The organism is Arthrobacter crystallopoietes (assembly GCF_002849715.1).
Taxonomy (GTDB): domain Bacteria; phylum Actinomycetota; class Actinomycetes; order Actinomycetales; family Micrococcaceae; genus Crystallibacter; species Crystallibacter crystallopoietes.
Genome location: NZ_CP018863.1, coordinates 4,542,628 through 4,555,193, shown reverse-complemented (window position 1 = coordinate 4,555,193; position 12,566 = coordinate 4,542,628). Strand labels below are relative to the sequence as shown.

Below are 12,566 nucleotides of genomic sequence, written 5' to 3'. Positions count from 1 at the left end.
CCTTCTGGTCAAAAGGGTTGTCTTGTGCCGGTCCAAGCCGGGCTGGCACCCGTTCGGACACAACCGGCTCAACGCCTATTGGCCGCGGGCTCGTGGACCCGGAATCCCGGTCAGAGGAAGTGGCGTACCGGCTTCGCCCTGGCCGTCTCGATCTGCAAGGACGGCAGCAAGGCCGGTCATTCGCTTGCCATCCCCGCTGCTATCCTGCGGGCTCAGGTGCGATCCCCGCGCAAGCTGTTCAGCTACTCCCACTTAGAGTATGACCAGCGAGTTCGAGTCGCGACGGTTTTGGATGGGGCGAAGGGCGCACCATCTGAAGATCCGGTTCTTGAAGCGCAAAAACCTGCCAGCAGGCTTTGATCTTATACCCTAGCAGGGTATAAGATTGAGTGTCTATGGATAGGAGACGCCATGAGTGAGCAGACTGTTATCGACGAGCGAATCGATCACGGATACACCTCGGACAAGGATGCGTACCTGCGCAGGCTGAAGCGTATTGAGGGCCAGGTCAGGGGGATCGCCCGCATGGTGGAAGAGGATAAGTACTGCATCGACGTACTGACCCAGGTCTCCGCCATCAACAAGGCCCTGCATGCCGTGAGTCTGGGCTTGCTCGAAGACCACATTGCCCATTGTGTAGTCGGGGCCGCGAACGAATCCAGGGAGACAGGCAATCCGCAGGCTGTCCAGGAGAAAGTTGCCGAGGCTTCCGCGGCTATCGGAAGGCTGCTGCGCTAGGCGCCGGCAACTGTTGAAGCCATCACGATCCAGAAAGAAGAACCTCATGGAAACACGAGTCGGCATTTCAGGCATGACCTGCAACCACTGCATCGCCTCAGTTACTGAAGAACTGATGGAACTCGACGGTGTCGAAATCGTCACCATTGACCTCAACAAGGACGGCATCTCCACCGCTTCCATCACCTCCGGGATGGCCCTGGACCCGGACAAGATCAGCGATGCCGTCACCGAGGCCGGCTACCAGGTCGTATCCAACAACGCCTGAACGGCTGACATAAGCCTGGGACCTCTCCCTGGTGAGCGCGCTGATCCAGAGGGGCGGCCGGCGAGCTTCGACGTGCCTGTTCCGGGCTTCGCCTGCAAACACCTCTCGGATTTCGGTGCCGCCCCGGGGGCGGCAGTACTCGTGACCTCCCGGACCCCGCTATGGCAGCCCCGTCCTTCTTCGTCGTCGCGAACCCGTTTCCGCAGTGCACGTTCCCACGCAGGAAAGCTCCGCCGTTGGCGGGTCGGGGAAGACGCCGATGCCGCCCTGCGGCGGCAAGTCACGGAATTGTAACGTCAACCTTTTTTATTGTAGATTGGAGGCCGCGCATACCCATCGCGGGTATGGCCCTGGTCTGTCCGCCTAGCCCTGTCAGCAGACCAGTCCGTTCGAAATACCAGACAGGGGCGGAGGAACCACATCCGGTGCCTTGGGCACCTTGGGGTGAAGTCCGGTCAACTGCTTCCTTTTAACAAGGGGTGCTTACTGCCCGGGCCGAGTTGAACTCTCACTCGAATCCGACAGCTAACTTCGCAGGCGTACGGAGAGGACCCCTTGAGCAATCACACAGGTGAGCGCGGACGCAGGCGCGCCGTCGCTCCTTCAGCAAGCCCTGCACGAAACCGCAACCCCCAGGCCGGACGTCGGAGAGCGGAGCCGCAGCCCGCTTCAACCCTTCAGGGACTGACACGAAAAGTGGCTCTCGGAGCAGTGGCAACCGGTCTGGTAGCTGTCGTGGCATTGCCAGCGGCCCAGGCCGAGACGAGCCACAACCTTGAGGCCGAGACAGCTTCGAACGTACCGGCCAGCACGGCCGTGGCAGCGGCGGACGCTGTCCTTGACTTCAGCCGTTCCGAAATCTCCAGCAACGCAGCACCGGCAAAACCCGAGCCGGGCAGCGACCGAAAAGCCTCTGTTGCCTCTGCGGACGTAGCAGAACCGGAAGCGGCTAAGCCCCGCGCAAAGGAAGAACCGGCCGAAAAACCGGAAACGGAAGCACCGGACGAAACCGGACAGCCGGTCTCCGGACTGGCCGGGCCGTTGGCACAGATGAACATCAGCTCGCCGTTCGGTTACCGGACCAACCCGCTCACGGGCGCAGCAGGCGAGTTCCACAACGGCACCGACTTCTCCAGCGGCTGCGAAACCCCTGTTTTGGCATCAGCTGCCGGAACCGTCGTCGAGGCTTCCTCCAGCGCCGCCGGCTACGGAAACCGCGTGGTAGTCGACCACGGCGCCGGACTGAAGACAACGTACAACCACTTGGGCAGCATCGCTGTCCAGACGGGACAGGAAGTCGCCGCGGGTGAACGGGTTGCCGGTGTTGGGACGACCGGTAACTCAACGGGCTGCCATCTGCACTTTGAGGTGCTGGTGAACGGCGAAACGGTCGACCCTGCCGGCTGGTTGTAGGCGGTAGACGATCTGCGGGGCTGCACACTTCGGTGTGCAGCCCCGCTTTCGTGTGCCGTCCGCCGGGGATGAGGACGCCCATTGCCCGTGCACGGCTGTCACGCTGGCTTTGAACAGTGCCCGTTCCATACGTGGCGCAAGCGAGTAGGAAGGAACCGAAAACAGGTAGGAGGTACTCATGCGGGAGCTTACGAGGACTTCTAGTCTTTTCCTGTCGGTTACTCAGGGATTGCGGAGGTTGACCATCCCCGGTCCCTGTCAGCGAGCCGGTTCAACGGCCGTGATAAACGTCGATGGGAAGCATCATGGGTCTGAGCGAGGATCGCCGTGGTGACAGCGCCAACGAAAGCAGTGCGGGGCCGGGCTACGTGCGCACTCGGCCTAAACGCTCGCTGCAATGGATCACCGCGATGCTGCTGCTGGCGTTGCCAGCGGCCTTCCTCCTGTACGGCGGTCAGTTCCTGGCGTCCGGGGACAACAGCCGGGCTGCTGAGGGTATTGCCGGGCCTGGCCCTGGCGGTGCACCGACGGTCAGTCCGGAGCCCGTTCCCGGGAACCGGGCAGCGGCGGCCGCGATCGATGTGCCCGAGTACGAACCCGCAGAACCGATACCTGAGGTAGTCGGCCAAACCGTGGTTTCCCTGACCTTTGATGACGGGTTCGCCGGCCAGTATCGTGCTGCCGACATCGTATCCGAGGCAGGGCTCGATGGCACCTTTTATATCAACTCAGGCAATTTGGACAAACCCGGATACCTGACTCTAAAACAGGCCAAGGAGATGGCCCTCGACGGTCACGAGATCGGGGGGCACACGTTGTCCCACGCGGACGTCCGCGAGCTGTCGGCCGACGAGGCTGCCAGGCAGATCTGCGTCGACCGTCAAAACCTGGTGGAGTGGGGGTTTTCCGTGACGAACTTCGCTTTCCCTTTCGCGTCCCGAAATCAGCAGGTGGAGAACAGCGCCGGAGACTGCGGCTATAACAGCGCCCGAAGCCTCGGGGACATCCGGACCCGGTTCAGCTGCGAGGAGTGTCCGGCGGCAGAATCGCTGCGTCCGGCCAAACCTTACCGCCTGCAGGCACCAGAGGAAGTTGAAAGCAACTGGACACTTGCAGATATGCAGGAAGCCGTCACCTCCGCTGAACCTGGCGGGGGTTGGGTGATTCTGACTTTCCACGGACTGTGCCCGTATGAATGTACGAAGATCGGTGTCGAAGAGGACACTTTCACCCAGTTCGCTGACTGGCTGGCAGAGCGTGATGCCGGCGGGACTACCGTAACGAGGACTGTTCAGGAGGTAATCGGCGGCCCGAACCGTGAGCCGGTCATCTGGTCCTCTCCGGAGCCGGCGGCCAGCAGCGTCAACGGCGTCCGGAACCCCGGGCTTGAGCAGCGGGGAAGCAGCGGCACGGCGTTGTGCTGGATGGAGGGCGGGTTTGGTCTGAACGAGGCGGTATTCAGTATGGGAGAAGGCCGAAACGGGTCTTCCGGCATGCGGGTGGTTGTCGAAGGCTACGTCGACGGAGATGCGAAGCTGGTACAACAACAGGATCTGGGGGAGTGTGCGCCACCCGTAGTTCCTGGCGAACGCTATTCCCTTCGCGCGTGGTACCGGGCCGACGCCCGGACCCAGTTCAGCGTTTACTACCGCGATGAGATCGGCTTATGGCACTACTGGACTGCCGGCCCGTTCTTACCCGCCAGCGACGACTTCACCCAGGCAGAATGGACGACACCACCCGTACCCGACGATGCTGCCGCGCTGAGTTTCGGACTGGCTTTGCTGGGCAACGGCGAGCTGACCACGGACGATTATGCACTCTACGACTCCGAGGGCGCACCCCCGCTTGAAGGGCCAGCACGATGAAACCGGGCACGGCAGCGGTGCTCCTTATCTCTCTGTCGCTTTCGGCCTGCGCGGTGCCTGGCGGGACAGCACTCCGGCAGAGCGGGCCGGTGTCCACGGAACTGGCGGGCGAGGATGATTACCCGTGGCACACGGACATTGTTGCCACTACTTTCTGGGTGGGTGAGATTCTCGATCCCAACACGTCGGACGGAAGCCAGGAACTTTCCACCTATGACAGCCATTGGATGGAGAGCTATGGCGGATGCGACGGCGTGGTTATCGACGGGGTCTGCAACACCGAGCGGCGCACGGCAGAGAACGGCTACGCTCCACTGAACATGGAGCCAAAGGAAAACTACTTCTACCTTGATCTGCCGTTCGACGATCTCAACAACCCCCAAGCGTTCGCGACGCGGGCGAAAGTGATTCCGTGGGCAGACCATCCCGGCTACGCGGGCAAGTCAGCCGATAAGTCTTTCAGCTACATGAAAAACCGGTGGGTACGGCTAAGGAAAGGCGACCGGGTCTGTTATGGGCAAGTGCAGGACGCAGGCCCTAACGTTTATGATGACGCGGCCTACGTTTTCGGAAACGACGACCCTCGACCGGCCAACACAAGATTCAACGGGGCAGGCCTCGACGTTTCCCCGGCGCTGAACGGCTGCCTGAAATTCAGCCAGCTCAACGGATCCCAGGACAGGGTGGACTGGCAGTTCGTCGAAGCGAAAAACGTACCCGAAGGGCCGTGGAAGAAGATCGTTACCACCAGTCCGGTCCAACACCGCTGACACCTGCGGGAAGATCAGATAGCTAGCAAAGACCGTGCCCGCGGCAGGTGCGCGGCACCCGGCACGAGCACCTTCGTTCAGCGCCCATACCGGGTTCCAAGAATAACCGGCACCAGTTACCGCCCCGTTACCCGTCTACGCCTCCGGTGCAGGCAGCGCCGGGCTCCGGTGTCTGCTCTCCCTGAACGTACTTCGCCAGGAACGGCGCAAGCCGGCTGTCCGAGGCAGTATCAACAGTCAGCTGGGTTCCCCATGCGCTGGCGGCAACCGGTGTTTCCTGATCCGGGTTTGGGCTCAGCAGGACATAGCTGCGCTCACCCACCAGATCGGTCAGTAGATTGATCTCGCGCTGCGGAAGATCCGGGCGGTATGTGATCCACACGGCCCCGTGTTCCATGGAGTGGATACCCCGGCCTTCATCGACGGGTTCTGTGTAAACTCCACAGTTTGTCCATACGGGCGAATGGTCCCCGCCGACACCTGGGTTCTGGTCGTATTCGACAGCCGTCTCCACATGCCGGTTGGACAGGTCTTCGTAGGTCTGCACTCCGGCTACGGGCTGTGCCGCAGCTTCGGACAATTCCCGGCTCTTGCGGGCTTCCCCGCCGATGACGACGGCTACCCAGACGACGAGGCCCAGAAGTACGAGCCCTGTTCCTCCGTAGATGAGGAAGTTCCGGCGCCGTTCCTGTGCACGTTGTTGTGCTTTGAGTTTTTGTATCTGCTCTCTGCGTGCGTCCCTGTCCTGCTTTTTGGGGTTTGTCACTGGCGGACTCCTTTATCTGTGCGGTGTTAGAGATGGTGCGGTGTTAGAAATGGTGGGTGGACACTGGTTCCAGATGGAACCGGGACGTACGTTTACTTCCGGTCCATATAAGTGCGCCAGCGTTCCTTGACTTCCTCGGGCAGCTCGTCCCATGCGGGTGCCTCCGGCATCCAGAGGCCTCCCAGCATTGCCTGGCGCTCCTCATAGAGCGCTCTGCCAGCGGCGTCGCGGTTTGCGTCGAAGCCGCTGGGGCCCGGTACGGAGTTGTCCTGGCTTTCAGGAGTTGTCATGACGCGCTCTCCTTCTTTATGACTGGCTCGGTTTCGCTGGCGGTTGAGGCGGAACGGTTTTCGGACGGGAGGATATTTGCGCGGGGTCGCCGGCGCAGCATCAGGAAGACCGCCAGGCCGGCGAGGAACAGCAGACCGGAGACCCAGGTGTTGACCCGCAGGCCCAGGATCGTGTTCGCGTAGTCGGAGCGCATGAGTTCGAACCCGAACCGGCCGGCTGTGTAAAGGGTGACGTACAGGGCAAAGACGGAGCCGGCCCCCGGCTTGAACCTGCGGTCGATGGCCAGCAGCACCAGCCCGGCAGCAAGGCACCAGAGTGATTCATAGAGAAAGGTCGGGTGGAAGTAGCCCAAGACGACCGGGGTCCCGTCGGCGTCCAGCACGGCTCTGCCCTGAGCCAGATCCATCTCGTGGATCTGGAGTTTCCATGGCAGGTCGGTGGGTCCGCCGTAGAGTTCGTTGTTGAACCAGTTTCCCCAGCGTCCGATGCCCTGGGCCAGGAGCAGCCCCGGCGCGGCGGCGTCCAAGAATGCGGGCAGGGGAACGTTGTGCCGGCGGCACCCGATCCAGGCACCCACGATGCCAAGGGCGACAGCACCCCAGATGCCGAGCCCGCCGTCCCAGATCCTCAGGGCGTTCCACGGGTTTCGGCCGGGACCAAAGTACAGCTGGTTGTCGGTAATGACGTGGTAGAGGCGACCGCCGACAATGCCGAAGGGGACGGCCCAAAGGATGACGTCCAGGGTCTTTCCCGGATCGCCGCCTCGGAAGGTAAGACGCCGGTCCGTGAGCCAGGTAGCCAGGCCTATTCCAGCCAGGATGGCCAGGGCGTAAAAGTGGATGGTCAGCGGGCCGACCTGGATGGCGCTGATCGTTGGGGACGGAATAAACAATTCCGCCGGGAGAGACGTTGTCATGGTGCTCCGATGCATCGGCGCTTGCCGGTTCCGTGGAAGCAGGCAAGCGGAAGGATTACTGCAGGTAGGAGAAGACGCCCATCATGCCGCGTTCGGCGTGGTAGGAGTTGTGGCAGTGGGTGAGCCATTGGCCGGGGTTGTCGGCGTCGAATTCGAAGACCACGGTCTGCTTGGGTTTGACGATGACGGTGTCTTTGCGGGCACCGTTGTCGGCAAGCTGGAAGGTGTGCCCGTGCAAGTGCATCGGGTGCCACATATCGGTGTCGTTGACGATTTTGACCTGTACGCGTTCGTTCAGCCGGAGGTCGAAGGCCCCGTCGAACGGATTGGCCATGTCAAAGCGTCGCCCGTTGATGCCCCAGTCGTATTTCTCCATGGATCCGGTCAGCCGCATCTCGTGGACCCGGTCAGGCGGCTTGGGCGCGAACAGGACTGATGCGTCTGCTTTCAGGCGGCTGCCATCCGTAACGGTTCCGTCCAGCGTCTTGGGCATGCGCCCTGCCGGGGGAGGTGTTCCGATTCCGGTGCTGATCAAACCGTAGGCGTTGCCGTCTTTGCCTTCCGGCAGTGCCAGCACGGGCGTGTAACCGTCGCGCACGGTGATGAGGGCGTCAAAGCGTTCGCCCATGCCGAGGACGACTGCGTCAATGTCGTGGTGCTGTACGGGGAAGCCGTCCGTGTGGGTGAGGGTAAGCTTCTGGCCCGGTACGCCGACCCGGTAGGCGGTGTCTCCGGCGGCATTGATGATCCGCAGCCGGATCCGGCTGCCGGGCCTGCTCTCCAGGATTTCGGCTTCCTGGGCAGGTTTTCCGTTGAACAGGTGGACGGGAATCTTCACATCGCCGGCGTCACCGCCGAGATACTTGCTGGTGGCGCCCATCAGCATGTGCTTCATGTCCATGCCGCCCCCGCCTTCGTGGTCCATACCCTCCATGCTGCCGCCGGACATATCCATGCCCATGGACAGTTCCTCCACGACCTCTTCCGGGGTGCCGGTGACGCCGTCAAGCCAGTCATCGAGGATGATGACCCACTCCTGGTCGTAGGACAGGGCCTCTTTCGGGTCCTCGATGATCAGGGCCCCGTAAAGGGCGCGTTCGCGCTGCATATCGAAGTGGGAGTGGTACCAGTAGGTGCCCGGGTGGGCCAGCCGGAACCGGTAGGCGTAATCGGCTCCGGCGGCGATGGCCTCCTGGGTGAGGCCCTGGACGCCGTCGGCGTCGTTGCGCAGGGCCAGCCCGTGCCAGTGGACACTGGTGCCTTCCGCGAGTTTGTTCGTCACGGGAACATCGAGCAGGTCACCCGTTTTAGCCCTGATCAACGGGCCGTTCAGGGATCCGTTGTAGCCCCAGGTGGATACCGGGTTTCCGGTGATTTTCGTGTTGAACGGTGCGGCGGTGAGTTGCTGTGTGACTGTCGTTCCGTCGGCGATGCGGCGGGCTTCGAAATCCGCGACCAGCGGATCGGTCGGCAGGATCCGGACCGCCGCTGCGGCCGGGGTAGCAGGACTGGAACAGGCGGCCAGGGCGGCCGCCGCTGCGCTGGCCACGGAAGCGGAGAGTACCGAGCGGCGGGTAATGAGACGGTTCATGGGGGCTTTCTTTCCAAGAGGGACCACAAGGGTCACCGATGCTGAAGCTGGCAGGAGGGGAAGCGTTCGGCATGCTTGCCCTGTGGGGGCATGGGCGGAACGCGAATGTCCGGCTCTACGTTCGGCTGATGGAAAGCTGTATGAGTGAGGGCGGCCGCGGCAGCCGCGTGATGAGACCAGGGGCACGGGGCAGCACATCGAAACGGTACCCGGGAGTTGCCCAGTGCAGGTCCGGTGCCGGGGCCCCTGCCGGTGCAGCAGCTGCGGGGGTGAGGACGCAGTCGGCCAGGAACATGTGTCCGCTGTCGCTGCAAGTGCCTGCGGCGGGCATCGCGGTGGTTTTGACCGCTGTTTCGTGGGCAGCGGAGAGCGCGCTGCTGTTCCCCGGCGCAGGAGGCTGTTGCTGGCCGGCAGCGGTGGCGGCGCCGGCGTGGGTTGCCGGAGTGCCGGAAACATTGTGGCCGGACGAGGAGGCAGGTGTGCCCAGCATGCAGGACATGACGAACAGCAGCCCCGCCAGTAAGGGGAGGATCCTGCGCAAGGAGAACGCGGCAGGCGGCACCGGTGTAGCGGCGATGATGCTCTCCTCTCGTCGTTGTTGGTATTTGCCGCCGGCGGCAGTCGGGAGCGTTGGCTGCCGCCGGAGGCATGACCGGCTTTGGTGTTTAGAGGCCGGAGTAGGAGTGCAGGCCGGGGAAGTAGACGTTGACCACCGCGAAGTTGAAGATGACACACAGGTAGCCGATGATCGAGAGCCAGGCCGCCCGGGTGCCGTCCCAGCCGCGGGTGGCGCGGGCATGGAGGTAACCGGCGTAGACGACCCAGATCACGAAGGTCCATACTTCCTTGGTGTCCCAGCCCCAGTAGCGTCCCCAGGCAGCCTCGGCCCAGATGGCGCCCGCCATGAGGGTGAAGGTCCAGAGGATGAATCCGATGGCGTTGAGCCTATAGGCCAGCTGCTCCAGGCTGACGGGGCTGGGCACCAGCCGCAGCAGCCCGGCCGTGCGGGGTTTGCCTCTTTTTTCCTGGCGGGTTTTTGCCAGTTGCAGGACTGAGAGCGCGAACGTCAGGGTGAAGATCGCCGCGGACAGGACCGCGACGGAGACGTGGATGATGAGCCAGTAGCTCTGCAGGGCCGGGATGAGCTGCGCGACGGGGGTGGGGAACGCGATCGCTCCGGCCATGAGCATGACCAGGACCAGACCGGTGATAAAGGTTCCGAGGAAACGCAGGTCCCGGAACAGCAGTGCCGTAAGGAACACCGCCATGACCAGCATGGCGCCGGTGGTGGTGAATTCATACATGTTGCCCCACGGCACGCGGAGGGCTGCCATGCCGCGGGTGACCACGCCGGCGGCATGGACAACCAGGCCCAGGACGCCGACGGCGACGCCGATCCGCGCCGCCGGACGCCGCAGCGCCTTGTAGCCCATGGCGTCGTCCACCACGGCGTCATTGTGCTCGTTCGCCTTGCCGCCCCCGGAACCATGCGTCCATTGCACTGTACCCGGGGTGCCGGCAGCGGCAAGTACCGGTTCCTGCGCCGGTTCCGCCGGCGCCGTCACGACCTTACGGGCACGGACCAGGTCGGCGGCGAACGCGATGAATGAAACCGTATAGGTCAGGGCGGCCAGCAGCATGAACAGCTCGCTGTACTGGCCGAGGGTTTCGTTGACCGTAATCATGGTGTTGCCTGCCTGTTCTGATCGTCCGCTTTGTTCCAGTGTGTGGTCAGGGCCGATCCGATCCGGATGGCTTCCTTGGCCAGGGAATGGTCCTCTCCGCGGGCCAGAAGCCCGTATTCGACCATGGTGCGTCCGTCTTCGTGCCGGCCGGCGCGGATCCAGACCCTGCGCCTTGCGGTCGTGAGCGTGATGATCAGCCCGAGCAACGCCAGCGTGGTGAAGACCAATGCCCCCGCCTTGCCGGGGTCGTACACGATGTCCAGGGCGACGTAGCGTTTCAGTCCGTCGAAGGTGATGGATCCCTTGCCGTCCGGAAGTTCGTACGTCTGGTAGGCGCCGAGCACGATGCCGCCGTCCGGCAGGTCCCTGCCGTTAAGCTGTGTCAGTTCGGTGGTATCGAGCTGGTAGACCGAAACAGGATTGCCGTCGTCGAGCCCGAGATCCCCGGTGTAGGAGTTCAGGTTCAGCTGCGGGTTGTACGGGTCCGGATCAGAGCCGAAGGCCACCCCGTTCTCGTCCATCATGGCCGTGGGCAGGAAGAAACCAACGAAACCCAGCTGGTCGGGCCGGGCGTCCGGTGCCTTGATGACGATCGTCGAGTTGTAGGTTGCGTCAGTGGGAAGTGCAGGGACCGGTCCCTGCAGCGCGATGTTGCCCTCCCCGTCGCGGACCGTTATCTCCGGAGCGTAGCCGTTGCCGATCAGGTAGACGTTCGTGCCGCCGAATCCGATGGGTTCATTGACCCGCAGGGTTTCCTGCCGCGGTGCGTCCGAGGGACTGTCCTGGACTGTCATATCCGCCGTGAAGTCGATGGGATTGCCGTAGCTGGCCGGGTTGCGGTCGAAGGTGACGTCAAAATTGTTCAGAGTCAGCGAGAACGGGACGAGGGCCCCGGGGTTGAAGCTGGTACCGGGGAAAAAGGAATCGTAGCCGGGTTCGGAGTTTGTGAACCCCTCGCCTTCGATGATGAGTTTCTGTCCCCGGTAGCCGAACATGCCGCCGACGGCGATGGACACCAGCACGCCGATCATCGCGGTGTGGAAGACAAGGTTGCCGGCTTCTTTCAGGTATCCGCGTTCGGCTGCCACCGAGGGCAGGTCCGTGCCGGTATCGCGCAGCTGCACCCGGTAGCCGCGCTGGCGGAGGATCCTGGCAGCGTCCTCGATGGCCCGGTCCGGGGTCAGGGCCGTGCCGGCGGCGACGGTCATCGTCCCGTATTCAGGGAGCCGGGACAGGCGCCGGGGCGTCCGTGGCGGCTGGGAGCGCAGGGCCTTCCAGTGCTGGACGGCCCGCGGGATGACGCAACCGATCAGGGAGATGAAGAGCAGCAGGTAAATCGCGGAGAACCAGACCGAGGAGTAAACGTCGAACAGCTGGAAGCGGTCCAGCCAAGGCCCTGTTTCGGGGTTGTCCTGAATGTATTGGGCCACCACGGCGGGGTTCGCCGGGCGCTGGGGAAACAGCGACCCGGGCACTGCCGCCACCGCCAGCAGCAGCAGCAGTTGCAGTGCGGTTTTCATGCTCGTCAGCTGGCGCCACGCCCAGCGCAGCATGCCGGCTGGCCCGAGTCGTGGCAGGTCGACATCCTCGCGAGGCTTCTGCGGCGGGAGATTGGTCGTCGTCATGGCTTCTCAGTGCCAGGTGCCGCCAGAGCGTCCTCGATAATCGCCGTGAGGGTGCTCTTTTCGGCGATGCCCAGGATCCGGGCAGCGACGCGGCCGTCCTTGTCCAGCACCAGGGTTGTCGGTACGGCCTGGGGCGGCACATAGTCGGTCAGCGCGAGCAGGATTTGTCCGTTTTTGTCTTTGAAACTCGGATACTCGATGCCGAAGGTGCGCTCGAATGCGGATGCGGTGGCTGCCTCGTCCCGGGTGTTGATCCCGTAGAACTGCACCCCCTGCGGCTCGAACTCGGCGTGCAGGGCGGACAGGTCCGGCGCTTCGACCCGGCATGGCGCGCATGCTGCATACCAGACATTCAGCACGGTGACCTTGCCTGCCCAGTCATCATTGCTCACCGTGGTTCCGTCGAAAAGCTGACCGCTGAGCCGGACAGTTTCGCCGCGGATACCTTCAGCGTATTCGGCAACGGAACCGTCGCCGGCCACGTAGCTGTTGGTTCCGGCGTTGACCTTTTCCGCTAACGGATCTTCGGCCGCACAGCCGGAAAGCAGCAGTGAGGCGGTGAGGGCAGCGGCAGCAGCCTGGCGGCGGCTAAGTAGGGAGAGTTTCATGAGTCATTCTTTCCACGGTTTGGGTTT

The 12,566-nt window shown here is 63.2% G+C and carries 13 protein-coding genes and 1 riboswitch; of the genes, 5 read left to right on the top strand and 8 right to left on the bottom strand.

Annotation, left to right across the window (positions count from 1 at the left end):
* Positions 1–411 precede the first annotated feature (411 nt).
* The 5 genes from AC20117_RS20950 to AC20117_RS20930 all read left to right on the top strand — a co-directional run bounded on the left by AC20117_RS20950 (position 412) and on the right by AC20117_RS20930 (position 5,057).
* Positions 412–738 (top strand): metal-sensitive transcriptional regulator, encoded by a 327-nt coding sequence (locus AC20117_RS20950; RefSeq protein ID WP_074701836.1) that lies wholly within the window; start codon positions 412–414, stop codon positions 736–738.
* Between the two features lie 46 nt (positions 739–784).
* Positions 785–1,006, top strand: coding sequence for a heavy-metal-associated domain-containing protein (locus AC20117_RS20945; protein WP_074701838.1), 222 nt, complete (start codon positions 785–787; stop codon positions 1,004–1,006).
* Between the two features lie 385 nt (positions 1,007–1,391).
* Positions 1,392–1,560, top strand: a riboswitch (cyclic di-AMP (ydaO/yuaA leader).
* 142 nt (positions 1,561–1,702) lie between these two features.
* A complete protein-coding gene (locus AC20117_RS20940) occupies positions 1,703–2,419 on the top strand; it encodes a M23 family metallopeptidase (RefSeq protein WP_236777391.1) in 717 nt (238 codons plus the stop codon).
* Between the two features lie 305 nt (positions 2,420–2,724).
* A complete protein-coding gene (locus AC20117_RS20935; RefSeq protein ID WP_074703350.1) occupies positions 2,725–4,287 on the top strand; it encodes a polysaccharide deacetylase family protein in 1,563 nt (520 codons plus the stop codon).
* Entirely contained in the window at positions 4,284–5,057 is a 774-nt protein-coding gene (locus AC20117_RS20930) for a hypothetical protein (protein WP_074701841.1), read from the top strand. Before AC20117_RS20935 ends, AC20117_RS20930 begins: the two co-directional genes overlap by 4 nt.
* A 127-nt stretch (positions 5,058–5,184) precedes the next feature.
* On the opposite strand, the gene AC20117_RS20925 is transcribed toward AC20117_RS20930, so the two are convergent.
* From AC20117_RS20925 to AC20117_RS20890, 8 genes are all read right to left on the bottom strand, one after another.
* Positions 5,185–5,823: a thioredoxin-like domain-containing protein gene (locus tag AC20117_RS20925; RefSeq protein ID WP_074701842.1), complete on the bottom strand. Its 639-nt coding sequence runs from the start codon at positions 5,821–5,823 to the stop codon at positions 5,185–5,187.
* Positions 5,824–5,915: 92 nt separating this feature from the next.
* On the bottom strand, positions 5,916–6,113 hold the full coding sequence (locus AC20117_RS20920) for a hypothetical protein (protein WP_074701844.1): 198 nt from the start codon (positions 6,111–6,113) through the stop codon (positions 5,916–5,918).
* Positions 6,110–7,030, bottom strand: coding sequence for a prolipoprotein diacylglyceryl transferase (lgt, locus tag AC20117_RS20915; RefSeq protein WP_074701845.1), 921 nt, complete (start codon positions 7,028–7,030; stop codon positions 6,110–6,112). Before lgt ends, AC20117_RS20920 begins: the two co-directional genes overlap by 4 nt.
* A gap of 55 nt (positions 7,031–7,085) precedes the next feature.
* Complete coding sequence (locus AC20117_RS20910; protein ID WP_074701847.1) at positions 7,086–8,621, bottom strand: multicopper oxidase family protein; 1,536 nt, start codon at positions 8,619–8,621, stop codon at positions 7,086–7,088.
* Between the two features lie 115 nt (positions 8,622–8,736).
* Entirely contained in the window at positions 8,737–9,183 is a 447-nt protein-coding gene (locus tag AC20117_RS20905; RefSeq protein ID WP_074701848.1) for a hypothetical protein, read from the bottom strand.
* 103 nt (positions 9,184–9,286) lie between these two features.
* Positions 9,287–10,306 carry a c-type cytochrome biogenesis protein CcsB gene (gene ccsB / locus AC20117_RS20900; RefSeq protein WP_074701850.1) on the bottom strand — a complete coding sequence of 340 codons (1,020 nt, stop codon included), beginning with the start codon at positions 10,304–10,306 and terminating at the stop codon, positions 9,287–9,289.
* Positions 10,303–11,931, bottom strand: coding sequence for a cytochrome c biogenesis protein ResB (gene resB / locus AC20117_RS20895; protein WP_074701851.1), 1,629 nt, complete (start codon positions 11,929–11,931; stop codon positions 10,303–10,305). Before resB ends, ccsB begins: the two co-directional genes overlap by 4 nt.
* Positions 11,928–12,539: a TlpA family protein disulfide reductase gene (locus tag AC20117_RS20890; protein ID WP_074701853.1), complete on the bottom strand. Its 612-nt coding sequence runs from the start codon at positions 12,537–12,539 to the stop codon at positions 11,928–11,930. The genes resB and AC20117_RS20890 overlap by 4 nt, the downstream gene beginning before the upstream one ends.
* Positions 12,540–12,566: the final 27 nt, after the last annotated feature.

Bases quoted from the DNA above. Each gene is read 5' to 3' on its own strand.
- AC20117_RS20910 (WP_074701847.1), bottom strand. From the start codon at position 8,621: ATGAACCGTCTCATTACCCGCCGCTCGGTACTCTCCGCTTCCGTGGCC.
- AC20117_RS20890 (WP_074701853.1), bottom strand. From the start codon at position 12,539: ATGAAACTCTCCCTACTTAGCCGCCGCCAGGCTGCTGCCGCTGCCCTC.
- resB (WP_074701851.1), bottom strand. From the start codon at position 11,931: ATGACGACGACCAATCTCCCGCCGCAGAAGCCTCGCGAGGATGTCGAC.
- AC20117_RS20950 (WP_074701836.1), top strand. From the start codon at position 412: ATGAGTGAGCAGACTGTTATCGACGAGCGAATCGATCACGGATACACC.
- AC20117_RS20945 (WP_074701838.1), top strand. From the start codon at position 785: ATGGAAACACGAGTCGGCATTTCAGGCATGACCTGCAACCACTGCATC.
- AC20117_RS20930 (WP_074701841.1), top strand. From the start codon at position 4,284: ATGAAACCGGGCACGGCAGCGGTGCTCCTTATCTCTCTGTCGCTTTCG.
- AC20117_RS20920 (WP_074701844.1), bottom strand. From the start codon at position 6,113: ATGACAACTCCTGAAAGCCAGGACAACTCCGTACCGGGCCCCAGCGGC.
- ccsB (WP_074701850.1), bottom strand. From the start codon at position 10,306: ATGATTACGGTCAACGAAACCCTCGGCCAGTACAGCGAGCTGTTCATG.
- lgt (WP_074701845.1), bottom strand. From the start codon at position 7,030: ATGACAACGTCTCTCCCGGCGGAATTGTTTATTCCGTCCCCAACGATC.
- AC20117_RS20935 (WP_074703350.1), top strand. From the start codon at position 2,725: ATGGGTCTGAGCGAGGATCGCCGTGGTGACAGCGCCAACGAAAGCAGT.